The sequence below is a fragment of the Nocardioides caldifontis genome (genome assembly GCF_008087345.1).
GTDB lineage: Bacteria > Actinomycetota > Actinomycetes > Propionibacteriales > Nocardioidaceae > Marmoricola_A > Marmoricola_A caldifontis.
In genome coordinates, this window is the sequence record NZ_ML701736.1 from 106,278 (window position 1) to 131,865 (window position 25,588).

General features: G+C 72.6%; 17 protein-coding genes. 13 read left to right on the forward strand and 4 right to left on the reverse strand.

The features are described 5' to 3' along the window. The first annotated feature begins 72 nt into the window (after positions 1-72). Positions 73-2,064, forward strand: coding sequence for a hypothetical protein (locus tag FIP57_RS03340; RefSeq protein WP_148571993.1), 1,992 nt, complete (start codon positions 73-75; stop codon positions 2,062-2,064). A gap of 63 nt (positions 2,065-2,127) precedes the next feature. Here the strand turns inward: FIP57_RS03340 and FIP57_RS03345 are convergent, their stop codons facing one another. Then, positions 2,128-3,150, reverse strand: coding sequence for a LacI family DNA-binding transcriptional regulator (locus FIP57_RS03345; RefSeq protein ID WP_148571994.1), 1,023 nt, complete (start codon positions 3,148-3,150; stop codon positions 2,128-2,130). A gap of 56 nt (positions 3,151-3,206) precedes the next feature. Between FIP57_RS03345 and FIP57_RS24395 the strand changes: the two genes are divergently transcribed. Genes FIP57_RS24395 through FIP57_RS03375 form a run of 7 tightly spaced genes read left to right on the forward strand, consistent with a single transcriptional unit; the run spans position 3,207 to position 10,212 of the window. Beyond that, positions 3,207-4,127: a hypothetical protein gene (locus FIP57_RS24395; RefSeq protein ID WP_338039881.1), complete on the forward strand. Its 921-nt coding sequence runs from the start codon at positions 3,207-3,209 to the stop codon at positions 4,125-4,127. Then, positions 4,031-4,756, forward strand: a complete 726-nt coding sequence (locus FIP57_RS24400) for an alpha-L-arabinofuranosidase C-terminal domain-containing protein (protein ID WP_338039882.1) — start codon at positions 4,031-4,033, stop codon at positions 4,754-4,756. Before FIP57_RS24395 ends, FIP57_RS24400 begins: the two co-directional genes overlap by 97 nt. 6 nt (positions 4,757-4,762) lie before the next feature. Then, complete coding sequence (locus FIP57_RS03355) at positions 4,763-6,097, forward strand: ABC transporter substrate-binding protein (RefSeq protein WP_148571996.1); 1,335 nt, start codon at positions 4,763-4,765, stop codon at positions 6,095-6,097. A 2-nt stretch (positions 6,098-6,099) separates the two neighbouring features. Then, positions 6,100-7,059: a carbohydrate ABC transporter permease gene (locus FIP57_RS03360; RefSeq protein WP_238993250.1), complete on the forward strand. Its 960-nt coding sequence runs from the start codon at positions 6,100-6,102 to the stop codon at positions 7,057-7,059. Further along, the gene (locus tag FIP57_RS03365; RefSeq protein ID WP_238993251.1) at positions 7,056-7,868 is read left to right on the forward strand and encodes a carbohydrate ABC transporter permease; all 813 of its coding nucleotides are present in this window, start codon (positions 7,056-7,058) and stop codon (positions 7,866-7,868) included. The genes FIP57_RS03360 and FIP57_RS03365 overlap by 4 nt, the downstream gene beginning before the upstream one ends. Continuing rightward, positions 7,865-9,364, forward strand: coding sequence for a glycoside hydrolase family protein (locus FIP57_RS03370; protein WP_148572000.1), 1,500 nt, complete (start codon positions 7,865-7,867; stop codon positions 9,362-9,364). Before FIP57_RS03365 ends, FIP57_RS03370 begins: the two co-directional genes overlap by 4 nt. A 23-nt stretch (positions 9,365-9,387) precedes the next feature. After that, on the forward strand, positions 9,388-10,212 hold the full coding sequence (locus FIP57_RS03375; protein WP_238993252.1) for a phytanoyl-CoA dioxygenase family protein: 825 nt from the start codon (positions 9,388-9,390) through the stop codon (positions 10,210-10,212). Between the two features lie 10 nt (positions 10,213-10,222). Here FIP57_RS03375 and FIP57_RS03380 read toward each other — a convergent pair whose 3' ends face one another. Continuing rightward, on the reverse strand, positions 10,223-12,208 hold the full coding sequence (locus FIP57_RS03380) for a family 43 glycosylhydrolase (RefSeq protein WP_148572004.1): 1,986 nt from the start codon (positions 12,206-12,208) through the stop codon (positions 10,223-10,225). A gap of 250 nt (positions 12,209-12,458) precedes the next feature. On the opposite strand from FIP57_RS03380, the gene FIP57_RS03385 reads away from it, so the two are divergent. The 4 genes from FIP57_RS03385 to zwf all read left to right on the forward strand — a co-directional run bounded on the left by FIP57_RS03385 (position 12,459) and on the right by zwf (position 20,031). Beyond that, a complete protein-coding gene (locus FIP57_RS03385) occupies positions 12,459-15,518 on the forward strand; it encodes a M14 family metallopeptidase (RefSeq protein ID WP_238993253.1) in 3,060 nt (1,019 codons plus the stop codon). Between the two features lie 200 nt (positions 15,519-15,718). Beyond that, positions 15,719-16,315: a hypothetical protein gene (locus FIP57_RS03390; RefSeq protein ID WP_203231034.1), complete on the forward strand. Its 597-nt coding sequence runs from the start codon at positions 15,719-15,721 to the stop codon at positions 16,313-16,315. 146 nt (positions 16,316-16,461) lie between these two features. Next, positions 16,462-18,582: an ExeM/NucH family extracellular endonuclease gene (locus FIP57_RS03395; RefSeq protein WP_203231035.1), complete on the forward strand. Its 2,121-nt coding sequence runs from the start codon at positions 16,462-16,464 to the stop codon at positions 18,580-18,582. A gap of 9 nt (positions 18,583-18,591) precedes the next feature. After that, a complete protein-coding gene (gene zwf, locus FIP57_RS03400; protein WP_148572010.1) occupies positions 18,592-20,031 on the forward strand; it encodes a glucose-6-phosphate dehydrogenase in 1,440 nt (479 codons plus the stop codon). Here zwf and FIP57_RS03405 read toward each other — a convergent pair. Then, the gene (locus FIP57_RS03405; protein ID WP_148572012.1) at positions 20,028-21,131 is read right to left on the reverse strand and encodes a flavin-containing monooxygenase; all 1,104 of its coding nucleotides are present in this window, start codon (positions 21,129-21,131) and stop codon (positions 20,028-20,030) included. The two genes, zwf and FIP57_RS03405, sit on opposite strands and share 4 nt — an antisense overlap. A gap of 215 nt (positions 21,132-21,346) precedes the next feature. Here FIP57_RS03405 and FIP57_RS03410 point away from each other — a divergent pair, with 215 nt between their 5' ends. Continuing rightward, positions 21,347-22,807 (forward strand): MFS transporter, encoded by a 1,461-nt coding sequence (locus tag FIP57_RS03410; RefSeq protein WP_148572014.1) that lies wholly within the window; start codon positions 21,347-21,349, stop codon positions 22,805-22,807. A 16-nt stretch (positions 22,808-22,823) separates the two neighbouring features. On the opposite strand, the gene FIP57_RS03415 is transcribed toward FIP57_RS03410, so the two are convergent. Continuing rightward, on the reverse strand, positions 22,824-25,553 hold the full coding sequence (locus FIP57_RS03415; RefSeq protein ID WP_203231036.1) for an ATP-binding protein: 2,730 nt from the start codon (positions 25,551-25,553) through the stop codon (positions 22,824-22,826). Positions 25,554-25,588: the final 35 nt, after the last annotated feature.

Sequence of the window (25,588 nt, forward strand, 5' to 3'; positions counted from 1 at the left end):
ATTTACGCAACTTCATCCGTTTCCTGCCGATACCGTGTGCAGACGGTCGTACGCGAGGAGAAGGCAGTCGGGATGAAGGGTCGCAAGCGCGCCCAGCTGGTCGGTGCGGCGCTCACAGCAGGGATGGTGCTGCTCGGGACGGCCGGTGCGGCCACGCCGGCGTACTCCGCCCCGGACGACTCCACCCGCACACCGTCCACCCCGGGAAAGCAGAAGCCGGGCGACGACAAGGGCGGGAAGCGCGACCAGGACGACTCGTCGACCAAGCCCGGCAAGCCCGAGAAGGAGAAGCCGGAGAAGGACACCGAGGCGCCTGCTGCTCCCCGGCTGGGTGAGGCGACCGTCGCTCCCAAGGGGGCCGTCGAGCTCCCCGTGACCGCCGAGAAGGACGCCAAGGTCGTCGTGCGCGAGGACGGCGGCCGGGTCGTCGGGCGCACCAGGGCCACCGGCTCGCCGCAGGTCCTGAAGTGGCGGACCCGGCACGGCGAGCACGAGTACTCCGTCACCGCGACCGACAAGGCCAAGAACGAGAGCGACGCTGCCACCGTCACCGTCGACGTCGACGCGCGAGCCCCGAAGATCCGCCGGTTCGAGCTCACCCCCGGCACCGCCGACGACTCGCGCAGCTCCATGCTGCTGCGCACCGAGGGCGGAGCGGCATACCGGCTCCTGGTCGACCGCGAGGTCGTCGACGAAGGCACCACCGAGGACGGTCATCTGGACCAGGTGCTCGACCTGGCCAACGGCCGGCACCCGGTCCGCATCGAGCTCGTCGACGAGGTCGGCAACCGCGCCGTCGAGACCCGACAGCTGGTCGTCCGGATCCCCGAGCTCGAGGTCGACGCCGAGGTGCTGAGCGAGGTCACCGACTCGGTCCAGGTGGTCCGGGTCGAGGCGATGGCGGGCACGACCGCGGTGCTCGCGGTGCCCGGCCAGGCCGACCTGCGGTTCAAGCTGCCCAAGGGCAAGGCCGAGGTCGAGCTGCCGCTCGCGGACGGGACGTACGACGACGCGACCGTGACGGTCACCGACCGCCAGGGGCGCACCGGCACGGTCGAGCTGCCCACCGTCGTCGTCGACACCACGCCGCCCGACCTCTCGGTCTCCGTCGACCGTGCGGTCGCCGCCGAGGGCCGGTTGGACGCCGAGATCACCGCCGACGAGGACACCGTCGTGGACTGGGAGCTCCTCGACGCCGGCCGCGTGGTCGAGTCCGGGAAGTACGTCGCGCTCGGCGGGCCCCAGGCTCTCGAGCGGGACGTCGAGGAGGGCTCCTACGAGCTCGAGGTCACCGCGACCGACACCTTCGACCGTACGACCGTGGACCGCGTGAAGGTGGCCGTCGCCGCCGACCCGATGTCCGCCTCGACGATCGCCCTCCTCGTCCTCGCCGCGCTCGCGGTGGTGGGTGCGGCCGTGGGAGGCACCATCGCCTACCTCCGTCACCGCCGCCGCACGCTGGGCGTGGTCCGCAAGGAGAAGGTGCGCAAGGTCAAGGGACGCAAGGCGAAGGCCCGCGTCGCCGAGATCAGTCGCGAGCAGGAGGTCGCCTTCGCGGAGGCCTCGGAGCTGTGGCGCCGTCGTCACGAGGCGCTGACGACCTTGCTGGACATCGCCAACGGCGCCGCTCCCGTGGTGCCGGTGCTGGAGGGGCTCGAGCCGCTGCCGGACGAGCAGGTGCTCTACATGGTCGGCGCCGACCTGACCGACATGATGGACAGCGACCGGCTCGACGTGACGCTCGGCAGCGCCGACGGCGAGCTCGTCGTCACCACGCACCGCTTCGCGTTCGTCGGCCCCGAGCAGCGCCGCGACTGGTGGCTTCCGCTCGTCGAGCAGCTCCGTCACCGCGACCACCGGCACACCAGCATCAAGCTGCGGGACAGCGACACCCGGTCGTGGCTGGAGTACGACGACCCCGAGGTCACCCGGCTCTACCTCGACTTCGCGATGGCCGGGCAGAACGGCACCCGCACGGCGTACGTCGCCGGGCTGGCCCAGGGGCTCCGGGACCACGAGATGCGTCGTCCCACCCCGCCCGGCCAGCAGCCCGTCCGCGCCTGAAGTCCCTTCTCGCGCTTGGGTCTGGCTCGACGCGGAAGTCGATCTCGCCCTCCGGGCGCAGGGTTACGCCGGGGGCGCACCGCCGGTCGACTCCCGGACCACCAGCTCGAAGCCGACCGTGACGTCACGGGCCGGGTGCGGTGGCTCCTCGACCCGGTGGCGGAGAAGGTCGAGCGCGGTGGTCGCGATACCGGCCTTGTCCGGGGCGACCGTGGTCAGCGAGGGCGTGCTGAACCGCCCGTCCTCGATGTCGTCGAACCCCACGACCGCGACCTCCTCCGGCACCCTGACCCGGCGGACGGCCAGGGTGCGCAGCGCGCCCAGCGCCAGCACGTCGGAGAAGCAGAAGACCGCGTCGGGCGGCTCGGGGAGGTCGAGCAGCCGGTGCATCGCTTCGGCCCCCTCGGTCCGGCCGTAGCTCGCGACCGTCGGCGCGAGCGCGGCGTCGACCGTCATGCCGCGCGCCGCGATCGCCTCCTCGTAGCCGGCCTGCCGCAGCGGTGCCACACCGGACAGGGCCCGCTCCGGCTCCTGGTAGCCGATCGCGGCCACCCGCCGCCTGCCGAGCCCCAGCAGGTGCTCGGTCGCGGCCCGGGCGGCCGCGACGTTGTCGACCGCGACGTGGTCGAGCGCGCCCCGGGTGATCCGCTCGCCGAGGAGCACCATCGGGACGCTGCTCGCCGCGCGCTCCAGCTCCTCGGCCCCGAGCCCGACCGGGCTCAGCAGGAGCCCGTCGATGAGGTGGCCCTTGAGCCCGGCGGCGACCTCGCGCTCGCGGTCGGGGTCGCCGCCGGTCTGGTCCACCAGGACCGTCCAGCCGTGGGTCGCGGCGGCCGCCACCGTGACCCCCGCCAGCTCGGCGAAGTAGGGGATGTCGAGCGCCGGAAGGGCCAGTGCGATCAGTCCGGAGCGCCCCCGCCTGAGCGTGCGGGCCGACAGGTTGGGGCGGTAGCCGAGCTCGTCGAGGGCGGCCTGGACCCGCTCACGGGTTTCGGGGCGGACATGTGGGTACCCGTGGACCACGTTGCTGACCGTCTTGACCGAGACGCCCGCCCGGTCGGCCACGTCCCGGAGCCGAACCGTCATGACATGTCACGGAACCACCTCTTTACAACGTTGTAAAGCACGGGTTAGAAACAACCATGATTGTGGCCGCCGTCACACTTGACCCGACCTTCCGGATCGGGCCGGTGGACCCCCGACTCTTCGGGACCTTCGTCGAGCACATGGGGCGCTGCGTCTACACCGGGGTCTACGAGCCGGAGCACCTCACGGCCGACGCCGACGGCTTCCGCGGCGACGTGGCGGCGCTGGTCCGCGAGATGGGGCCGACCGTCGTGCGCTACCCCGGAGGGAACTTCGTCTCCGGCTACCGGTGGGAGGACGGCATCGGCCCGCGCGACCAGCGACCGGTCCGGCTCGACACCGCCTGGAAGGCGTTCGAGACCAACGCCGTCGGGGTGGACGAGTTCGTCACGTGGAGCCGCGGCGTGGGCATGGAGCCGGTGATGGCGGTCAACCTCGGCACCCGCGGGGTGCAGGAGGCGCTCGACCTGCTCGAGTACACCAACATGCCGGGCGGCACCGCGTGGTCCGACCTGCGCCGCCGGCACGGCCACGCCGCCCCGCACGGGGTCAAGGTCTGGTGCCTCGGCAACGAGCTCGACGGCCCGTGGCAGATCGGCCACAAGACCCCGGAGGAGTACGCGCGGCTGGCCGCCGAGACCGCCCGTGGCATGCGGATGGTCGACCCGACGATCGAGCTGGTGGCCTGCGGGAGCTCGCACAGCCAGATGCCGACCTTCGCGGCGTGGGAGGCCACGGTCCTCGAGCACTGCTACGACCTCGTCGACTACGTCTCGCTGCACTCCACTACGACCCGCTCGACAAGGAGCCCGCGACGTTCCTCGCCAGCTCCACCGACCTCGACCGGGCGATCGACGGCATCGTGGCCACCGCCGACCACGTGGGCGCGAAGCTCAAGTCCCGCAAGAAGATCCACCTCTCGGTCGACGAGTGGAACGTCTGGTACCAGTCGCGCTTCTCCAGCCAGGACGACCTGAGGTACGGCGACCCCCGCGGCCTCATCGAGGACGTGTACGACGTCACCGACGCCGTCGTCGTGGGCTCCCTCCTCATCACCCTGCTCCGCCACGCCGACCGGGTCCGCATCGGTTGTCAGGCCCAGCTGGTCAACGTGATCGCCCCGATCATGACGCGCGCCGGCGGCGGTGCCTGGCGGCAGACGATCTTCCACCCGTTCGCCCAGGCCGCCCGCCACGCACGCGGCACCGTGCTCCACCTGACCCCCTCCGTCGAGGGGTACGACGACGCGGTGCACGGCCACGTGCCGTGGGTGGAGGCGACCGCGACCCACGACGAGGGGTCGGGAGAGGTGACCGTGCTCTGCGTCAACCGCAACCTCGACGAGCCCGTCGAGCTCCGCGCCGTGACCCGGGCCCTCGGCGGCTGCACGGTCGTCGAGGCGACCACCCTGACCGACGCGGACACCACGGCGTGCAACACCGAGGAGCAGCCGGACCGCGTCGTACCGCGACCCCTCACCGACGTGACCGTCGAGGACGGCGTGCTCAAGGCGCTGCTCCCGCCGGTCTCCTGGACCGTCCTCCGCCTCTCCACCGGACCGCAACCGACCAGCACCTCCAGCAGCACCTCGACCACACAGGAGTGATCCGCCATGGCACGCACCACCAGCTCCCGGTTCCTCACACCCGGCCTCAGCCGCCGGGGGTTCCTCCTCGCGGGCGGCAGTGCCGCCTTCCTGACCGCCTGCGGGGGCGGTGAGGGCGTCGGCGGGAACCGTGAGACCGCCGGGAACTTCACGGGGGAGTACGAGGGTCCCGCGGTGACACTCGACTACTGGAACGGCTTCACCGGTGGTGACGGCCCGACCATGCAGGCGATGTTGAAGGCGTTCAACGACAGCCAGGAGAACATCACCGTCAAGAACAACACGATGGAGTGGGCCGACTTCTACCAGCGGCTCCCTGCCGCGGCGAACGCCGGTCGCGGTCCCCACGTGGGGGTGATGCACCTCGACCAGCTCGCCACCAACGCGGCGCGCCAGGTCATCGTGCCGCTCGACGACGTCGCGGACGAGATCGGGCTCGAGGAGTCCGACTTCATCTCGGCCGTCTGGGGGCCCGGGATCTACAACGACCAGCGCTACGGCATCCCGCTGGACGTGCACTCGTTGGCGATGTACTACAACGAGGAGCACTTCGAGAAAGCCGGCATCACCGAGCCGCCCACCGACGCCGCATCCCTCGAGGACGCGATCAAGGCGCTCCAGGAGGCGGGGTACAAGACGCCGTTCTGGATGCCGGGTCAGTGGCCGGCGCACCTGATGTTCTTCAGCCTGCTGTGGCAGAACGGGGGCGAGCCCTACAACGAGGACGGGTCGGAGGCGCTCTTCGGCTCCGAGGAGGGCATCGCGGCGATGACCTGGATGCGCGAGCAGGTCGACAAGGGGTACAGCCCGCCGAACGTCGACCGCGACGCGCAGTACCTCGCCTTCAAGAACGGCCAGAACTCCATCACCTGGGACGGGATCTGGCAGATCAACGACCTCAACGCCGCCGGCATGGCCTACGGCATCGCACCGATCCCGACGATCGGCGACCAGGAGGCGGTGTGGGCGAACAGCCACCACCTCTTCATGACCTCGCAGGCCGCCGACGACGAGGACCTGTCGAACGCGTCGAAGATGTTCATCAGCGAGATCAGCCAGCAGTCCGGCGAGTGGGCCAAGGCCGCGATGATCCCGGCCCGCAACTCCGCGCGTGAGGACGCCTCGTTCACCGACTCGCCCCAGGCGGCGCTGGTGGACCAGCTCGAGCTGTTCCACTTCCTGCCCTCGATCCCGGGCGTGGCCGACACCATCGCGCAGACGGTCGAGGTCGCGGTCAACGAGATCGTGCTCGGCAAGGCGACGCCGGAGGAGGCGCTGACGCAGCAGCAGTCCAACGCCACCGAGCTCCTGAAGCAGAACCAGGAGAAGTACGGAGGCTGAGGGTGACCACACTGGGAACGCAGGCGACGCCTGCCGTGGCGAGCGGGGTGGAGGTGGCCCCGCCGTCGCGCCGCCGCAACGACAAGGTCGCCTGGCTGTTCCTGGCGCCCTACCTCGTCCTGTTCGGCGCGTTCGTGCTGCTCCCGATCGGGCTCGGCGTCTGGATCAGCCTCCACGCCTGGGACTTCACGCTCCCCGGCAAGCCTTTCGTCGGGCTCGACAATTACAAGGACCTGGTGACCCCGGGCTCCATCGCGTTCGACCCGTTCTGGAACGCCATGCAGGCCACCGGGATCTTCACGGTGCTCAGCGTGCCGCTGCTGATCGTGGTGCCGCTGGCCGTGGCGCTGGTTATGAACCAGAGGTTCCGGGGTCGCAACCTCTTCCGTGCGGTGTTCTTCGCGCCGTACGTCCTCGGCGTCGCGGTGGTCGGCGTGATGTGGCGGTTCCTCCTCGACGCGAACATCGGCGTGGTCAATTACCTGCTCGGGGTGGTGGGGCTCCCCGACGACACGGCCTGGCTCAGCTCGCTCCCGGCGGCCTGGGTCACGCTCGTCGGGGTCACCGTGTGGTGGACGCTCGGCTTCAACGCCGTGATCTTCCTCGCCGGCCTTCAGGACGTCCCCAAGGAGCTGTACGACGCCGCCCACGTGGACGGCGCCGGCGCCTGGTCCCGGTTCCGCCACGTGACGCTGCCGGGGCTCCGGCCGGTGATGGTGTTCGTGCTGCTGACGACGATCATCGCGTCGGCCAACATGTTCGGTCAGTCGTTCATCATGACCCGCGGCCAGCCGGGCCAGGAGACCAGGACGGCGATCTACTACATCGCCGAGACCGGGCTGCAGAACTTCCAGATGGGGTCGGCGGCCGCGGCCAGCTGGGTGCTCACGCTGATCCTGATGGTGACGTCGTTGCTGCTGTTCGCGTTGCTGCGCGAGCGCGGGGGGAGGGCCCGGTCGTGAAGACGGTCCGCTACACGGTGCTGTCGGTGCTGGCGCTGCTCTTCGTCAGCCCGCTGCTGTTCATGATCTCGACGTCCTTCAAGTCGCGGACCGAGTCGGCCAGGACCCCACCCACGTGGATCCCGGAGCAGTTCACCGTCGGGGCCTACGAGACGGTGCTCAACGCCGCGGACACCCCGGTGCTGCGCTGGTTCCTCAACTCCATGGTGGCGGCGACGGCGAACTCCGCGATCGTCGTGGTCACCTCGGCGCTGGCGGCGTACGCCCTGGCCCGCATGGAGTTCCGCGGCCAGAAGGTGGTCTTCGGGCTGATCATCGCGACGCTCTTCGTGCCGCCGGTGATCCTGGTGATCCCCAACTACGAGATCGTCGGCCGGCTCTACTGGCTGGACACGCTCACCGCGGTGATCATCCCGACGGCGGCGAACGCGTTCGGCGTCTTCTTCCTGCGCCAGTTCTTCATCTCGCTCCCCAAGGAGCTGGAGGAGTCGGCGTCCCTCGACGGCGCGAACATCTTCCAGACGTTCTGGAGGATCGTCCTGCCACTGTCGAGGCCGGCGCTCGCGACCCTCGCCCTGCTGGCGTTCCTCACCAACTGGAACGACTTCCTGTGGCCGGTCTACGTCCTGTTCGACCCGGAGATGCAGACGTTGCAGGCCGGGCTGAGCACGCTGCAGTCGGCGAACAGCGTCCGCTACGACCTGCTGATGGCAGGCGCGGTCGTCGCCAGCGTGCCGGTGCTGCTGCTCTACGTCTTCGCGCAGCGGTTCGTGATCGAGGGCGTGTCGCGCTCGGGGATCAAGGGGTGACCGGTGCGCCACCCCGCCTCACCCGACGCTTCCTGCTCGCTGCCGCCCTAGGCGGCACCACCGCCGGCTGCTGGTCCGACGAGCCGCCGGGCCCCGACCCCGCCCCGTCCAACCCGTCCAACCCGTCCAACCCGTCAGAGGAGGCCGCGATCTTCGAGCTGTCGTTCACCACCGAGAGCCGCTACCGCCCCTTCGCGCTGGTCGGCACGGAGGCCGGCCGTGCCACCGCCGCCGCACCCGGGGTGCAGCGGTCCGAGGACGGCCCGGTGGCGCCGTTCTGCGCGGTCGAGGCGGGCGTGTCGGGCTCCGACCGGCCGGCCGGCCGGGTCGTGCTCGGGCTGGTCGGGGACCAGGAGCACGTCGTCGCGTTCCACGACCCCGAGGCCCGCCGGGTCGGGATCGAGGTGCGCGCCGGAGGGCGGACCCGCGTCGTGCGGCGCAAGAAGGTCGACCTGCCGGCGGCGTACCGCCTCGCCTTCGCGCTCTGCGAGAACCAGGTGACCGTGCTGGTCGACACCGGCGACGGCTGGCGGCCCGTCGTGACCGAGCGCGACCGGGTGCGTGCCCGCACCGACCTGCGCCGGCCGGAGACCCTCGAGGGGATGCGGTACGGCTACGGCACCACCGAGGAGGGCGCCGGCCGGCTCGAGGACGTGCGGTGGGGGCTCTTCGGGATGACCGGGCTGCGCGACCAGCACCTGGTGCAGCACGCCGACGGGACGCCGTACGTCCAGGACGGCAAGGCGTACTTCACCGCCACCTGCGCGGGGCTCGGCTTCTTCCAGCAGGCGCACTGCGGCGTCTTCTCGCTCGACCTCGCAGGCCCCGAGCGGCTCGAGCACGTGGGGCAGCTGTTCTTCCACCGCGACGGGCTGCTGCTGGGCGACCACGCCGGTCAGCTGGTCCGTGACGGCGACCGGTGGCTGGTGGCGATGAGCTCCTGGGGCGACTTCGACTTCGACGGCGTGCACGTGCGGCACACCGAGTCCACCGAGGACCTGCTCCACGGGGTGCACGTCCTCGGGTCCACGCCGACCGCACTGCCGACATCGGTCAGCTCGTGGGACCCCGGCATCACCAGGATCGACGGGCGGTGGCACGTCAGCTTCGTCGAGAGCCCGTCGCAGGACCCCTTCGACTTCCACCCCGCGCTCGCGGTCGGAGGCGACGGCCCGGAGTGGCACGAGCGGCTCGAGCTCGTCGGGGCCGACACGTCGCTGCACCAGTGCGAGGGGCCGATCCTCGCGCAGGTGCAAGGTGAGTGGTGGTTCCTGGCAAGCGACGGCGACGCCCGCCACTACCCTGTGTACGACCTGCGGATGCGCCGGGTGGGCCGGCTCGACGCGCCGTACGGCACCAACATCCCGCACCCCCAGCTCGTCCCGCTCGAGGACGGCGACCACCTGCTCGTCACCTTCGACGGCACGCAGTTCACCGAGAAGGTCATGGGGTACGGCGGCCACGGCGACGTGATCGTCATGCGGAGCAAGGACTGACGGGAGCCACGATGCCCACCTCGATGAGCAGTGCCGTGCACGACGACGTCGAGAGGGCGCGCCGGGAGCTCCACGACGCCGGGATCAGCGCGCTCCGCGGCGCGTTCACGCCCGAGTGGGTGGCGCAGCTGCGTGAGGACGTCGACACCGCCTTCGAGGAGGCCCGGAGCCGCGAGGGCGGTGCCGTCGGCCGAGGCCCGCAACGGTGGTACGTCGAGCTCCACCCCCAGGCCCTGCGGGGATTCGTGGAGCTGGTGGACCACCCGTGGGTCCGCGGCGTCTGCGAGGCCGTCCTCGGACCGGACTACCAGGTCGTGGAGATCGGCTTCGACACCCCGTTCCCGGGGGCGGAGCACCAGCCGTGGCACCGCGACTTCCCGAGCCCGCGTGAGACCCGCGAAGAGCGCCGGCTGACGTCGCTCGCGTTCAACATCACCACGGTGTCGACGACCGACGAGATGGGGCCGTTCGAGATCGCGCCCGGCACGCAGTGGGACCCGGGCGACGACTTCGACCACGGCATGTTCCCGCCCCGGTCGCGCTACCCCGACTTCGAAGCCGTGGCGGAGCGGAAGTACCCGAAGGTCGGCGACATCTCGGTCCGCTCCGCGTTGACCGTCCACCGCGGCACCCCGAACCGGTCGGACGTAGCCCGTCCGGTGGTCGTGCTCGGGGTCGACGCGCCGGGCGCCGGCAACCACGAGCACCACGACCCGGCGGTCACGCGGGACTACTGGGACGCGCTTCCCGAACGGGTCCGGCGGCACCTCTGCGTCGCGGTCGTCGACGAGCTCACGCCGATCACGCAGAAGCACACGATCGAGGGGCTGGTGATGGGGGAGGGCTGAGCGGTCGCACTCACCGGGCCAGCGCCCACACCCGCACGTGGTCGAAGAACGCGGGTGCGTCCATTGGATCCTCGGCACCCATGGAGACCAGCCCGATCCGCAGCCGGTCGCCGGCGAGCCGGTCGTGGCGCCAGGTGCCGCCGCGCACCCAGCGGACGCCGTCCTGGCTGGTGTAGGCCGTCAGCAGCACCCGCCCGCGGCGGCTCTGCTTCACGACCCGCAGCCACGTCTCGTCGCCCGGGGCACCGACCACCGTGTTGCCGTAGCGGGTCAGCCCGCGCGGGACCGCCTTGGCCCACTCGGTCTGCCGGGTCTCGAAGATCGACACGTGCACGAGCTTTGCGTAGCGCTGGGGGCCGGCGTAGAGCACGAGCCCTGCCTGCGCGAAGTTCTGGCAGCACCCCTCGGGCGGCACCTCGAGGGCGACCTGGGTCTCCACGACGAAGTCCCGGCGGGGAGCCGGGCGGGTCAGGACCGACGCCAGGCTCTCGCTGTCCGCGTGCAGGTCCGCGGTCTGCACGTCGAGGCGGAACCGGCCGCCGGACACCTCGTGGGTCGCCGGGTCATCGGGCTCGCGCACCCACGACCACGCGTCGGAGAGCGCGCTGCCGTCGAAGGCGTCACCGAAGGCAGGCAGCTCCGCCCCGAGCCGGTGCGGCTCGACGGGGTCCGCGCGGTAGCGGCTCCGCTCGCGCGGCTGGGCGGCCGGTGCCGGCATGACCGTGTCGGAGGCCCAGCGGCCGGCCCGGACCGACGGCCAGCCGCCGCGCCAGGTCACCGGGTCGAGCAGCACCGGCCGCTTCGTGAACCCGCGCTCGCCCTTGAACCACGGGTCGTCGCGGTCCACCGCGTGGTAGGCGGTCCACCACTGCCCACGCCGGTCCTGGAAGACCGAGTTGTGGCCGAGGCCGACCCAGCGGTTGCCGTTCATGCTCAACACCGGTGTGCCGCCGACCCTGGCGGCCCGCAACGAGTTGCCCTCGCGGTCCACGAACGGCCCCAGTGGGCTGCGCGACCGTCCGGCGAAGACGCTGTAGCCGGTGAGCGGGCCGTTGCAGCAGTTGGTGGCCGAGCCGAAGTAGTAGTACCAGCCCTTGCGCCGCACGACGTGCGACCCCTCGTAGCGGTTGGGGATCGCCACTGCCTGCTGCAGTGCCCGCCTCTCGGCGAGCGTCCGTCCCAGGGTCATCACGCCGGACCGCTGCGGCTCGACCAGCGGCGCTTCCTCCTGACCCGTGGTGATCTGCTGGGCCGCGCCGGTGGTGCGGATGCCCTTGCGGGTCAGTGCCACGCGCTGGCCGAACACCCCGCCGTAGTAGCTGCCGTAGTAGAGCACCGTCCGTCTGCCGACGGACTCGCCGAGCAGGTCGGGGTCGAAGGTCCAGAAGAAGTCGCACCCCGGGCCGTTCTGCCGCGGCGCGACGACCGGCTCCGGCGAGATCCGCCAAGGCCCCGTGGGGGTCCGGCTGGTGGCGACGCCGATCGCGCTGTCACCGTCACAGCCGCCGACCCCGCTGACCGACCGGCGGGTGTTCGTCACCGTGAAGGTCAGGTAGTAGCGCTTCGTGGCCCGGGAGTACGCCAGGTCGGGCGCCCACAGCCCCGCGTCGCGCTCGGCCCAGGAGGGCAGCCGCGGCAGTGCGTCACCGACGTAGCGCCACCGCACGAGGTCCTTGCTGACGAGCATCGGGATCGGGTGGAACGGCGGGCTCCCGGGCCGCGACGTCTCGCGGTCGTTGAGCGGGTCGGTGGTGCAGAGCATGTACCAACGGTCACGGTGCTTCCCACGCCCGCGCAGGACCGAGGGGTCCGCGCAGCTCTCGACCCGGCCGCCGCCTCGCACGACGGGGAGCAGCGGGTTCCGGTAGCGGTCGGCGCCGACCTGGTGCTTCGTCGGCGGCGGCGCCTGCGCCACGACGGCCGCCGAAGGGGCGGTGGTGGGGGCGAGCGCGAGGACGAGGGCGGCGACGACGCCGGCGGTGGTGGCCCGAGCCATCCGGACACTCTCGACCGGTTCGGCGTCCGTGGCAAGAGCATGCCGGTGACCGGCGTACGGACTGGAGGGCACTTGACAGCCGGGGCCGACGGGTCGAGCGTGTCATGCACCGGCTGACTCGGGAGGCCTCATGCGGCGTTCGGGCTCATTTATTGTCGCGACTGCACTTGCGGCCGCCCTGCTGGCTCCCGGGAGCGCCCCGGCCGCGCCACGCGACCGCGGAGGGCCCACGGCCGGCGTTGACGTCTACGTGGCCACCGTCGACCTCGACCAGGTGGCCGACGTGGTGGCCTCGGGAGTCGAGCGCCGCGAGCTCGTCATCCGCGAGGCGGCCGGCGGGAAGCAGGTGCGCGTCGAGGTGCCGCTGAGCGCTCTCCAGGCGAGGCGGCTCCGAGCCCAGGGGATCGACCTGGGGCTCAAGCGCATCGACGGGCAGTCGGTCGCGGAGCGGTCGACGGCGATGGCGGCCGAGGGGTTCGAGGTGTGGCGGCGCTACTCCGGCGCGGACGGTCTGCGTGCGCAGTTCCGCGAGATGGCGGCGAGCCACCCCCGCATCACCGAGCTGCAGACGATCGGGAAGACGGTGCAGGGCCGTCCGATCGTCGCGCTCAGGGTCACCCGCGACGCCCGGAAGGTGCGGGACGGCAAGCGGCCCGCCGTGCTGTACCTGGCCGCGCAGCACGCGCGTGAGTGGATCACCCCGGAGATGGTCCGCCGGCTGGCGCTGCACGTGCTGGAGGGCTACGGCAAGGACGCGGAGCTCACCCGGCTCGTGGACCGCCGCGAGCTCTGGTTCGTCCCGGTCGCCAACCCCGACGGCTACGACCTCACCTTCGAGCCGGGCCAGCGGCTGTGGCGCAAGAACCTCCGCGACAACAACGGCAACGGGGTCGTGGACGCGGGTGACGGCGTCGACCTGAACCGCAACTTCCCGACCCGCTGGGGCTACGACAACGAGGGCTCGTCGCCCGACCCCGCGAGCGACACCTACCGGGGCCCGCGCCCCGCCTCGGAGCCGGAGAGCAAGGCGCTCATCGGGCTGGCCCGCCGGGTGGGGTTCGAGTTCCTGGTCAACTACCACTCCGCCGCGGAGCTCCTGCTCTACGGCACGGGGTGGCAGGTGGCGACCGCCAGCCCCGACGACGTGATCTACGAGGCGATGGCGGGCGACGACGCACAGCCGGCCGTGCCCGGCTACGACCCCGACGTGTCGGCCGAGCTCTACACCACCAACGGTGACACGGACACCCACATCACCGAGGCCTTCGGAACGCTCGGCTTCACCCCGGAGATGTCGACCTGCGAGGCGGCCTCGGCGGTCGACCCCGACGACCCGTGGCTGCCCGAGGATTGCGGCAGCGGCTTCGAGTTCCCCGACGACCCGGTTCTCGTCCAGCAGGAGTTCGAGAAGAACCTGCCCTTCGCCCTGTCGGTGGCGCGGTCGGCGGCTGACCCAGACGACCCCGACTCCGCTGTCGGCCGCACGGCCGAGGACTTCCGGGTCGACACGTTCGACGTCTCCTACGGCACGCCGCAGGAGGTCGCGGTGGTGGCCAAGCGCGCCCTGCGCGACGTGCGGATGCACTACCGCGTGGACGGCGGTCCGGTGAAGGTGACGCGCGTCCGGCCGTGGTCCGGCGGCGAGCGCTACGGCGACGAGAACGACGTCTACTACCGCGAGCTCCGTGGCACCGTCCGCGGCGCCCGGCCCGGTGACCGGGTGCAGGTGTGGTTCAGCGGCAAGGAGAAGGGCGAGCGCCGCTCCGCGAGCGACCGGTTCGGATACACGGTGGAGTCCGACACCGAGCACGACGTGCTCGTCATCGCCAACGAGGACTACACCGGGGTCGACCCCGACTACCCGCCCGAGGTGACCGCCCCGAAGTACGCCGAGCAGTACGTCGACGCGGTCGAGGCCTCCGGTCGCACCGCGGACGTCTGGGACGTGGACGCCGACGGCGTGCCGCACGACCTGGGCGTGCTCTCGCACTACGACGCCGTCGTCTGGTACCTCGGCGACAACCGGCTCACCCAGGACCCTGAGGACGTCGAGACCGAGTCCCCGTTGGGGCCCCTGCCCGACACCGCGGTGGCGGAGCGCCAGCAGTACCTCACGCTCGCCGTGCGGGACTACCTCAACGAGGGCGGCAAGCTCGTCCACGTCGGCGAGAGCACCCAGCACCAGGGGCTCGAGGGAATCAGCGACGACCTCGTCGGCGGGCTCTACTACGGGCTCAACGGCGACCCCACCGCCGACTGCGTGATCTCGGACCGGCCGACCGGCTCCCTGGAGGGGCTCTTCGACGACTGCCTCATCCTCGCCGACGACTTCCGGCAGTACTGGCTGGGCGGCTACCGGCGCACGAGCTTTGCCGACGCGGTCGGCGTCGAAGGGGTGCGCCACCCCTTCCTCGGGTTCGCCGGTGAGTTCGGCGGAGCCGGGGCGACCCCGGACAACCCGCTCGACGAGGCCGGTCACTTCACGGTGACCAGCGACGTCCTGCCGCCCTCGCAGTTCCCGCAGTTCCGGAGCCGCGGCACCCTGTCGTTCACCACCGACGTCGGCGCGCTGCCCTTCGAGCCCGTCGAGGGCGAGCGGTACGCCGGCGCGCTGCACCAGGACGGCTCCTACATGCGGCTCACCCGCACGGCGACGATCCCCGACGGTGCCGGCGCAGCCTCCCTCGACCTGCAGGTCTCGGCCGCGACCGAGGCGGGGTACGACCACCTCGTCGTCGAGGCGCGCCCGGCCGGCACCGAGGAGTGGACGACGCTCCCGGAGGCCGGAGGGCTGACGAGCAGCACCTCGCCGGCGGAGTGCGAGGACGACCCGTTCCTCCTCGACCTGCACCCGTTCCTGACCCACTACCTCGACGCGGAGACGTGCACCTCGCCCGGCTCGTCGGGCGAGTGGAACAGCATCACCGGCTCGACGGACGGGTGGCAGCAGGCGTCGTACGACCTCACGGGGTTCGCCGGCGAGGAGGTGGAGCTGTCGATCAGCTACGTCACCGACCCGTTCAGCGGTGCGGTGGGCGCGTTCGTCGACGACACCCGGCTCGTCGTGGACGGGGCGGTCGTCGACGCGGACGGCTTCGAGGACGCCACCAGCGACTGGACGGCGGCCGGTGCGCCCGAGGGCTCGCCCGGCAACGCGGGCGACTGGCAGATCGCCGGACGGCTGGTCTTCCAGCACGCCGGGACCTCGACGGCCGACACGCTGCTGGCCGGGTTCGGGCTCGAGCAGCTGGCCTCGGACGCCGAGCGGGTGGCCTTCATGGAGAGGGCGTTGGGCGGGCTCCTGCGGTAGCGACGGACGGCCCTTCCGAACGGCGGGAACCCGTCGTCCTTGGACCATCCACAAAGAGGAGAAAGACCCTCTGGAACGAACGGCCCCTGGCCGATTCTGGTGGTGACGGTCGGACCGGCGGAAACGCCGAGGGAGCGACAGCTCCGGGGCAACAGGGCCTCCCGGACAGCACCGTCCACCATCACACCCAAGGAACCATCATGCGCAGAAAGACGCTCGACTCCCTCCTCACCGCCACCGGCGCGGTCATCGTCCTCGTCCTGCTCGTCGCCGGAGGGCTCCTCACCTGGGCCAGCTCCTACGTGGGCGACCAGGTCACGGACCAGCTCTCGATGCAGGACATCACGATGCCGGAGAAGGAGGCGCTGGAGACCGAGGCGCAGCACGAGGCCCTCGACGAGTTCGCCGGCCAGAAGATGACGACCGGCGAGCAGGCGAAGGCCTTCGCGGACCACTACATCCTGGTCCACATGAACGCCTCCAGCGACGGCCGGACCTACGAGGAGGTCAGTGGCGAGTTCATGGCGCTGAGCAACGACCCCGACGCCGACCCCGCCGAGGTCGAGCAGCTCGGTGCGCTCCGCCAGTCGCTCTTCATGGGCAACACCCTCCGCGGCCTGCTGCTCAACGCCTACGCCTTCGACACCATGGGCAAGATCGCCGGCTACGCAGCCATCGCGTCCTTCAGCGGCGCCGGTCTCCTGCTGGTGCTCGTCGGAGCCGGCGCGGTCCACGCCCGGCGCACCCCCTACGAGGTCGAGGTCGGTCGTCCGGACCGGGAGCTCGTCAACGCCTGACACGGGCTGTCAGATCCACCGCTCACGGCGGCGGGACCCACGAAGGTCCCGCCGCCGTCGCCTTTTCGTTACCTCCCGGGGGATGTGGGCGCGACGTCCCGGTTCTAAGGTGCTTTGGTCCCGAACCACCCCCGGAAGGACCTGACGTGGCTGCTCGGAGCCCCCGCCTCCTCCTCGCCCTGGCCGTCGGCGTGACGCCGACCGCGCTGCTCGTCCCACTCGCGCCCGCCGCGAGCGCCGCGCCCGGCAGCTGCGCCGTCGCGCCGACCCACGAGATCTGGGAGGTGCAGGGCGACGGCGCCGAGACGCCGCTCGGCGGCAGCGAGGTGACCGTCCGCGGCACCGTCGTCGGCACCCTGCCCGGTTTCGACGGGTTCCACCTGCAGGACCCCGACGGCGACGGCGACGGGGCCACCAGCGACGGGGTGTTCGTCTACAGCCCCGGCACCGAGGTCGGGCTCGGCGACACCGTCGCGGTCACCGGTGGGGTGTCGGACAGGTTCGGGCAGACCCAGATCACCTCCCGCGAGGACGTCGCGGTCTGCGAGGCCGGTGACGAGGGCGACCTGCCCGAGCCGGCGCCGCTGGAGCTCCCCGCCGGGGACGAGCAGCGGGAACGGCTCGAGGGGATGCTCGTCGCCCCCGAGGACAGGCTCACGGTCAGCGAGGTGTACGACCTGACCTCCTTCGGCGAGCTGGTGCTCTCCGAGGGCGGCCTCCTCGTGCAGCCCACCGAGCTCGCGCGCCCCGGCACCCCGGCCGCGACCGAGGTGGCGGTCCGCAACAAGGCCCGCCGGATCACCCTCGACGACGGGGTCAGCGCCCGCGTCAGCACCACCAGCCGCCCGTACCTCACCCCCGGGACGCCGGTCCGGGTCGGCGACGAGCTGACCTTCACCGAGCCGCTGGTGCTGGGGTACGGGTTCGACCAGTGGCGGCTCCAGCCCGCGGACGGGACCTCCGCAGGCGTCTTCGAGCCGCAGGACACCCGGACCGAGGCGCCGGACGAGGTGGGAGGCGACCTGCAGGTCGGTGCCTTCAACGTCCTCAACTACTTCGTGACGCTGAGCGGCCCCGACGCCCGTGGCGCGAAGAGCCAGGCGGCCTTCGACAAGCAGGCCGGCAAGATCGTCCCGGCGATCGAGGCCCTGGGCGCCGAGGTCGTCACCCTGATGGAGATCGAGGACACCGACTCGACCGGCCACAGCCCCGGCGACGCCGACCAGGCGCTCGCCGACCTGGTCCGCCGGCTCAACCTGGCTGCGGGGGAGGAGAAGTGGGCGTTCGTCCCGCTCCCCGACGAGCTGTACGCCGTCGACCGCGACGTGATCCGGAACGGGATCATCTACCAGCCCGACGCGGTGCGGCCGCTGGGCGAGCCGGTCGGGCTCGTCGACGAGACGGTGTGGCACAACGCGCGCGAGCCGATCGCGCAGTCCTTCCGCAGCGTCGCCGAGGACGACGTGTTCACCGTGGTGGCCAACCACTTCAAGTCCAAGAGTCCCGGTGAGCCGACCGGGGACAACGTCGACAGCGGTGACGGCCAGGGCGCGTGGAACGGCGACCGGGTGCGCCAGGCGAAGTCCCTCGCGGCCTTCGCGAAGGGGCTCGCCCGGTCGACCGACGACCGCGACGTGCTGCTGCTCGGCGACCTCAACGCGTACACCCAGGAGGACCCGATCGAGGTGCTCCGCCGCCGCGGCTTCGCCGACCTCGGCGAGGAGCACGACCCGGGGCGCTACAGCTACGTCTTCGACGACCTGTCCGGCTCGCTCGACCACGCCCTGGCCAGCCGGGCGCTCGCCCGCAAGGTCACCGACCTCGCGCACTGGAACATCAACGCCGTCGAGTCCTTCGCCTACCAGTACGCCGGCGACCCGGCGCTCTACGCGGCCGACCCCTACCGCTCCAGCGACCACGACCCGCTGCTCCTGGGGCTGGACCTGGAGGTCCCCCTGGCGCGGGACCACCGCTGCGACGGACTGGTGCCGACCATCGTCGGCACCAACGGCGACGACGTCCTCCGTGGCACCAACCGGCGCGACGTCGTGCACGCGCTCAGTGGCGACGACCGGGTGCTCGGGCTCAACGGGGCCGACCTGCTGTGCGGTGGCGCGGGCGACGACCTGGTCGAGGGCGGGAACGGCGACGACCACCTGTTCGGCGGTCCGGGCGACGACGTGCTCCGGGGCGACAACGGTGACGACACCCTCACCGGTGGCCGCGGCCAGGACGACGTCCTCCAGGGACGTGGTGGGGGCGCCTAGTGTGGGGCCATGGAGCAGCCGCACGTCATCGTCCTGTTCGGCGCCACCGGTGACCTCGCCCGGCGCAAGCTGCTGCCGGGGCTGCTGCACCTGTTCCGTGCGCAGCTGCTGAAGCACAGCCGGATCATCGGCACCTCGCTCGACGAGCTCGACGACGAGCAGTTCGTCAAGCTGGTCCGCGAGGCGTGCGAGGAGTTCAGCCCCGAGGAGCTCGACGACTGCTGGCCGGAGTTCGCCAAGATGCTCTCCTACGTGCCGCAGTCGGCAGGCAGCCGCGGCCTCGCGGAGGCCGTGAGGACGCAGGAGCGTGAGCTGGAGCCGCACGGCGAGGTGGCGCGGCTGCACTACCTGAGCGTCCCGCCGAAGGCGGCGCTCGCGGTGGTGCACCAGCTCGCCGAGGAGGGGCTCGCCGAGCGGTCCCGGGTCGTCATGGAGAAGCCCTTCGGCACCGACCTGGAGAGCGCGAAGTACCTCAACGCCCAGCTCCACGAGGTCTTCGACGAGAGCCAGATCTTCCGGATCGACCACTTCCTCGGCAAGGAGGCGGCCCTCAACATCCTGGCGTTCCGCTTCGCCAACGGCCTCTTCGAGCCGATCTGGAACCGCAACTTCATCGACCACGTGCAGATCGACGTCCCGGAGACCCTCGGCCTCGAGACCCGCGCGGAGTTCTACGAGCAGACCGGCGCGTTCCGCGACATGGTGGTCACCCACCTCTTCCAGGTCCTCGCGTTCGTGGCGATGGAGCCGCCGACCGCGCTGGAGCAGGGGCCGATCGGCGAGGAGAAGTCGAAGGTCTTCCGCTCCATGCGACCGCTGGACACGACCGCGGTCGTGCGTGGGCAGTACGTCGGCTACCGCGACCTCAAGGGGGTCGCTGAGGAGTCCGACACCGAGACGTTCATCGCGCTCAAGGTGGAGATCGACAACTGGCGCTGGGCCGGGGTGCCGTTCTACCTGCGGACCGGCAAGAAGATGGCCGAGAGCGCCCGGATCATCTCGATCGCCTTCAAGGAGCCCCCGCGCACGATGTTCCCGCACGGCTCCGGCGTCGGGCTGCACGGCCCGGACCACCTGACCTTCGACCTCGCCGACGAGTCGCGGATGTCGCTCTCCTTCTACGGCAAGAAGCCGGGCACCGGGCTGAAGGTCGAGAAGCTGTCGATGCAGTTCGCGATGCACGAGACGAAGAAGACCGAGCAGCTCCTCGAGGCGTACGAGCGGCTCATCCACGACGCCATGCGCGGCGACCACACGCTCTTCACCAACTCGGTGGGCATCGAGACCCTGTGGGAACGGTCGATGCCGCTGCTGCAGGACCCCCCGCCGGTGCGCAGCTACCGGCCAGGGACGTGGGGGCCGAACCAGATCCACCAGCTCATCGCTCCCGCCGCGTGGCGGCTGCCGTTCGAGCGGACCTGGCGCGACCCCGACGCCTATCAGGCCTAGGGAGCGGCGAGCACCGCCCTGCTCGCCGGGACCCGGGCGGCCAGCCGGGCGGCCACCCACTCCGCGTCGCGCTGCACGAACCCGAGCAGCGCGGAGCCGCGGCAGGACTGCCACGGCAGGCCGACGAAGGCGAGCCCGGCAACCCCGGTGAGCCCCCGCCGGTGGTGCACCTCGCCGTCGACCACGACACCGGGCACGTCGATCCAGGAGTGGTCGCGGCGGAACCCGGTGGCCCAGACCACCGTCGAGGGACGCACGGTAGACCCGTCGGCGAACCCGAGCACGGTGCCTTCGGCGGCGGTCAGCCGCGGGTGCACGGTCACCCCCGCCCGGCGCAGGTCGCGGAACGACGTGCCGATCACCAGGTCGCCGCGGGCCCGCATCCGGCGGGCGAGCCGGGAGTCCGGCGGACCGGTCAGGACGCCGGTGCGGCGCAGCCACCAGAAGAGGTCACGGCCGAGGACCCGCTGCGGGAGCCGTGGTGGCCTGCTGCCGACCGCGAGGGTCACCTCGCGGGTCGCCGCCAGCTCGAGCGCGATCTGCATCCCGGAGTTCCCGGCGCCGACCACGACGACCGGGCCGTCCGGGAGCGACGAGGGGTTGCGGTAGCCGCTGCTGTGCAGCTGGTGCACCGAGCCGGCCAGCCCCTCGGCGACCGCCGGAACGACCGGCACCTGGAACGGCCCCGTCGCGACCACGACGCTCCGCGCCCGCAGCGGTCCGTGCGGGGTGGTCGCCAGGAACCGGCCGTCGGGGAGCCGCTCCAGCCGGGTGACCGGGCAGCGCAGCAGCACCGGGAGGTCCCGCTCGCGGGCGAACCGCTCCAGGAACTCCGCGACCTGGTCCTTCGTCGGGTGGTGGTCGGGGGCGGCGGGGAAGGGGGCGTCGGGGAGGCCGTCGTACTCGGCGGGGGTGAAGAGCCGCAGCGAGTCCCACCGGGTGCGCCAGGCGTGCCCGAGCTCCGGCGCCGCGTCGACGACGAGGAAGCGCACGCCGCGACGGGCGAGGTGCGCCGCGGTCGCGAGCCCGGCCTGGCCGGCGCCCACGACCAGGACGTCGAGGCAGTCGTCGGGACCGGCGTCGGGGGAGGGAGCGGTCATGGGAAAGCCTTTCTTGTCGTGAGGACGAGAGCTCGACCGTAGGAACCGGCCTGACCTGCTCGCGCCGGTCGAACCACCGGGTTCGCCGGGGGCCGGACACCTGGTCGCCGGGACCCGCGAACCGGTGGTTCCGCCGGTGCGACGACGGGTGGCCGGCCGCCAGGGTCGTAGCGGCCGGATCCCCGGCACCGACCTCTCGACTCGAAGGAGACCCCATGTCCCTCCACGCCACCGCCGACCGGCCACCGGTCGGCGTCGCGGAGGAGCGTCGTCCGTGGACGGTGCTCCTGCTCATGCTCGCCGCCCAGTTCATGGTCGTGCTCGACGTGAGCGTGGTGAACGTCGCGCTCCCCAGCATCGGCGAGTCGCTGCGGCTCGACTCGGGCGACTACCAGTGGGCGGTCAGCGCCTACGTCCTGCTCAGCGGCGGGTTCCTGCTCCTCGGCGGCCGGGTCGCCGACCTCTTCGACCGGCGCAAGGTCTTCCTGCTCGGCCTCGGGCTCTTCACCGCGGCGTCGCTTGCCAGCGGCCTGGCGGAGTCGGCCACCATGCTGGTCCTCTCGCGGGGCGCCCAGGGCGCCGGGGCCGCGCTGCTCACCCCGGCCGCGATGGCGGTGGTGATGACCACGTACGCCGGGCGCCAGCGCGCGACCGCCTTGGCCGTGTGGGGCACCGTCGCCAGCATGGGCATCGCTGCCGGGGTGCTCGCCGGCGGCGTCCTGACCAGCGCGCTCGGGTGGCGGGCGGTCTTCTTCGTCAACGTGCCGATCGGGCTGGCGACCCTGCTCCTGGCCGCACGATCCGTCGCCCCCGGTGCGGGTGCGCGACGGCGCGGGATGGACCTCCCCGGGGCGGTCACCCTGGTCACCGGGCTGCTCGCGCTGGTGTACGGCGTCGAGCGGAGCGGCTCCCACGGCTGGGGCTCCGAGCAGTCCGTGGCCGGGCTCGCCGCCGCAGCCGTGCTGCTGACCGCCTTCGCCCTGCTGGAGACGCGGGCCGCCGCCCCGCTCGTGCCGCCGCGGGTGTGGCGGGTCCGCTCGCTGGTCTCGGCCTCGACCGTGATGGCCGGCGTCACCGGCGCGGTCGTCGGCGCGATCTTCCTGAGCTCGCTCTACCTCCAGCAGGTGCTCGGCTCGTCCGCGATGGTCGCCGGCCTGCAGTTCCTGCCGCTGGCCGTGGTCATCACCGTGAGCGCGGCGGTCGCGTCGAAGGTGCTGCCGCTGGTCGGGCCTCGGGCCCTCATCGCGGCCGGGCTGGTCGTCGCCGCGGCCGGCGCGCTGTGGCTGTCCGGCGCCGAGGCGGGCTGGGGGTACCTCTCCGACGTGCTGCCCGGCTTCGTGGTCCTCGGGGCCGGGGTCGGACCGATGTTCGTCGCGATCTCCGTCGCGGCGATGTCCGATGTCCCGCACGAGGAGTCCGGCCTCGCGTCCGGGCTGATGATGACCGGCCACGAGGTCGGTGCGGCGCTCGGCGTCGCGGTGCTGACCGCGGTCGGCGGTGACCTGACCACGCGGGCCGGGCTGCTCGCCGGCTACCCCGACGCCTTCCTGGTCGTCGCAGGAGCCCTGGTCGCGCTCCTGCTGCCCGCGCTGCTGGTCCCGGGCCGGTCAGCGGTCGCCAGCGGTGCGCACGGTCACGGTCACGGCCACGGTCACGGCCACGGCCACGGTCACTGAGCTGCCCGGGCGGGGCTCACCCCAGCGGGAGCCGGGTGAGCTCCACCCGCGACGTCACGCCGGTCTTGGCGAAGACGTTGCGCAGGTGGAAGTCGATGGTGCGCGGGCTCAGGAACAGCTGCGCCGCCACCTCGCGGTTCGACAGCCCCTGGGCCACGAGCGTGGCGACCTGGAGCTCCTGCGGCGTGAGCCGCGGAGCCTCGGTGTCGTCGCGCTTCCGTGCCGTCTCCCCGGAGGCCCGCAGCTCCGTCGCGGCCCGCTCCGCCCACGGGGTCGCCCCCAGGTCCTCGAAGGTGGCCAGCGCCGCCCGGAGGTGCTCCCGGGCGTCGACCCTCCTGCGGCGGCGGCGCAGGTGCTCGCCGTAGGCGAGGCGGGTGCGCGCCCGGTCGAACGCCCGCGGGGACCCCTCGTGGTGCTCGAGGGCGGCCGCGAAGTGCGCGTCGGCCTCCTCGGCCGGGGCGAGGAGCGCCCGGCCGTGGGCGGCCGCCGCTGCCGCCCAGGAGCGGCCGGTGGCCGCGGCGAAGGCGGTGAGGTCGTCGACCCAGAGCCGGGCGGCCTCCGGCTGCTCAGCGCGTACGGCGGTCTCCAGCCGGTCGACCGCCGCCATCCGCCGGGCCACGTCGTTGGCCATGCCGCCGGCCTGGTGGAACGCCGCCGCCGGCCGGTCGAGCTCGCGGACCGCCTTCGCCCAGCGGACCACGTCACGGGTCATGACGTCGAGCGTCCCGGCCGCCTGCTGGGCCAGCCCCGCCTCGACCTGCTGCAGCAGCGCGTCGTACTGCTCGCCACCGCGGTGCGCGGCGAGCACCAGCAGGATCGCCCGCGGCGCCGTGATGAGCACCGGCTGGCCGGTCTCCTCGGCGAGCGAGAGCGCCTCCGTGGCCCGCGCCTCCGCGCGGCCCCACGCACCGGTGGCGAGGTCGGTCAGGGCCAGCCGCGTGAGCGCGTAGAGCACCATCACCATCGCGCCGGTGTCACGTGCCCTGCCGAGCAGCCGGCCGTGGAGCCGGGCCGCGGCCTCGTCGTCGCCGACGTGCCAGGCGGCGAGCGCCAGGTTCGGCATCAGGTCCTGGTCGTCCTCGTCGACGACCTCGGCGGTGCGAAGCAGAGGCCTCAGCACGTCGGCGGCCTGCTGCCACCGGTCGTGGCTGACGTGGTCGAGCCCGACCGCGAGGGCGGCCAGCGCCCGGTCCCGCCGCGGGGCGTCGGCGGGGGGCGACCCCACCAGCTGCAGCGGGTCGACGTCGACACCGGAGTCGCCGCCGAAGGAGGCGAGCGCGGTCGCGAACATCGCCATCTCCCGCGCCCGGCTCTCGTCGTGCTCGGCGACGTCGTGGGCTGCTTGGAGGACCATCCGGTGGCCGACCTGGATCGAGCCGGTGTTCCACTCGATCCGGGCACGCAGCAGGGCGACGTCGGCGCGCAGCAGCGGGTCGGTGGCGCCCGGCGCCGCCGCCTCGGCGAGGAGCCGGGCTCGTCCGGGCTGGCCGGTGAGCCACGAGCACCGGGCCGCGGCGTACAGCCGGGCGGAGCGCCCCTCCGGGTCCGTCGTCAGCTCGGCGGCGCGCTCGAAGGCGGCGGCCGCCGCCTCGTGGCCGCCGCGGTGGTGGGCGCGCTGGGCCGCCCGGTCGAGGTCGGCGACCACCTCGGGGTCGGGCTCGTCGGCACCGGCGGCCCGGTGCCACACCCTCCGGTCCTCCTCGTCGGCGCCGAGCACGGAGGCGAGCGCACGGTGGGCCGCGCGGCGCTCGCCGGTGGTGGCCGCCCCGTAGACCGCGGACCGCACCAGCGGGTGGCGCAGCTCGAGGGCGCCTTCGGTGACCCGGACGAGCCCGGACCGTTCGACGTCGTCGAGAGCGGCGCTGGCGACGCCGAGCGCTGCGGCGGCGCGCTGCACCGTGGTGAGGCGACCGGAGTCGTCGGCGGCGGCCACCAGCAGCAGCCGCTGGGCGTCGGCTCCGAGCCGCCGAGCGCGCTCGAGGAAGACCCGCTCGACCCCCTCGGTGACCGGCACCTGCTTCGGCAGGGGCGCCCGGCCGCCGAGCTGGTCGGCGCTGAGGACGTCGGGCAGCTCGACGAGCGCGAGGGGGTTGCCGCCGGTGCGGGCCAGCAGCTCCGCGGCCACCTCGGGCGAGACCGCGGCGCCGGCCCGCTCGGCGAGCAGCCGGGCGACACCGGCGCGGTCGAGGCCGCGGAGCCGGAGCTCGGGGAGGTCGCCGCTCTCGAAGGTGCGCTCCGCGCCCTCGCGGGCCGCGAAGACGACGGCGACGCGCTCCTGCTGGAGCCGGCGGGCCACGAAGAGCAGCGCCGCGGCGGAGGCGTCGTCGAGCCAGTGCGCGTCGTCCACCACCGCCAGGACCGGCGTCTCCTGAGCGGCGTCGGCGAGCAGGTTGAGGGTCCCGAGGAAGACCAGGAACCGGTCGGCGCCGTCGCCCACCGCCTCGCCCAGCGCCACCCGCAGCGCGTCCGCCTGCGGCGGTGGGACGTGGTCTGCGAGCCCCAGGACCGGGCGGAGGAGCCGCTGCAACGCCGCGAAGGCGAGCGGAGCCTCGGACTCCACGCCCTGGGTGCGGACCACCTGGAGGTCTCCGGCGGAGCGCGCCCGCTCGACGACGTCGGTGAGGAGCGCCGACTTGCCGAGCCCGGCTTCCCCGCGCACGACGAGGGCTCCGCCCTCGCCCTGCCTGGCCCGGGCGACCAAGGCGTCGAGCGCGGCCTGCTCCTGCTCCCGCCCGAGGATCGCCACGGCCGGACCCTAACGCAGCCACCTGGCCGGGAACC

Bases quoted from the DNA above. Each gene is read 5' to 3' on its own strand.
- FIP57_RS03340 (WP_148571993.1), top strand. From the start codon at position 73: ATGAAGGGTCGCAAGCGCGCCCAGCTGGTCGGTGCGGCGCTCACAGCA.
- FIP57_RS03345 (WP_148571994.1), bottom strand. From the start codon at position 3,150: ATGACGGTTCGGCTCCGGGACGTGGCCGACCGGGCGGGCGTCTCGGTC.
- FIP57_RS24395 (WP_338039881.1), top strand. From the start codon at position 3,207: ATGATTGTGGCCGCCGTCACACTTGACCCGACCTTCCGGATCGGGCCG.
- FIP57_RS03355 (WP_148571996.1), top strand. From the start codon at position 4,763: ATGGCACGCACCACCAGCTCCCGGTTCCTCACACCCGGCCTCAGCCGC.
- FIP57_RS03375 (WP_238993252.1), top strand. From the start codon at position 9,388: ATGAGCAGTGCCGTGCACGACGACGTCGAGAGGGCGCGCCGGGAGCTC.
- FIP57_RS03380 (WP_148572004.1), bottom strand. From the start codon at position 12,208: ATGGCTCGGGCCACCACCGCCGGCGTCGTCGCCGCCCTCGTCCTCGCG.
- FIP57_RS03390 (WP_203231034.1), top strand. From the start codon at position 15,719: ATGCGCAGAAAGACGCTCGACTCCCTCCTCACCGCCACCGGCGCGGTC.
- zwf (WP_148572010.1), top strand. From the start codon at position 18,592: ATGGAGCAGCCGCACGTCATCGTCCTGTTCGGCGCCACCGGTGACCTC.
- FIP57_RS03405 (WP_148572012.1), bottom strand. From the start codon at position 21,131: ATGACCGCTCCCTCCCCCGACGCCGGTCCCGACGACTGCCTCGACGTC.
- FIP57_RS03410 (WP_148572014.1), top strand. From the start codon at position 21,347: ATGTCCCTCCACGCCACCGCCGACCGGCCACCGGTCGGCGTCGCGGAG.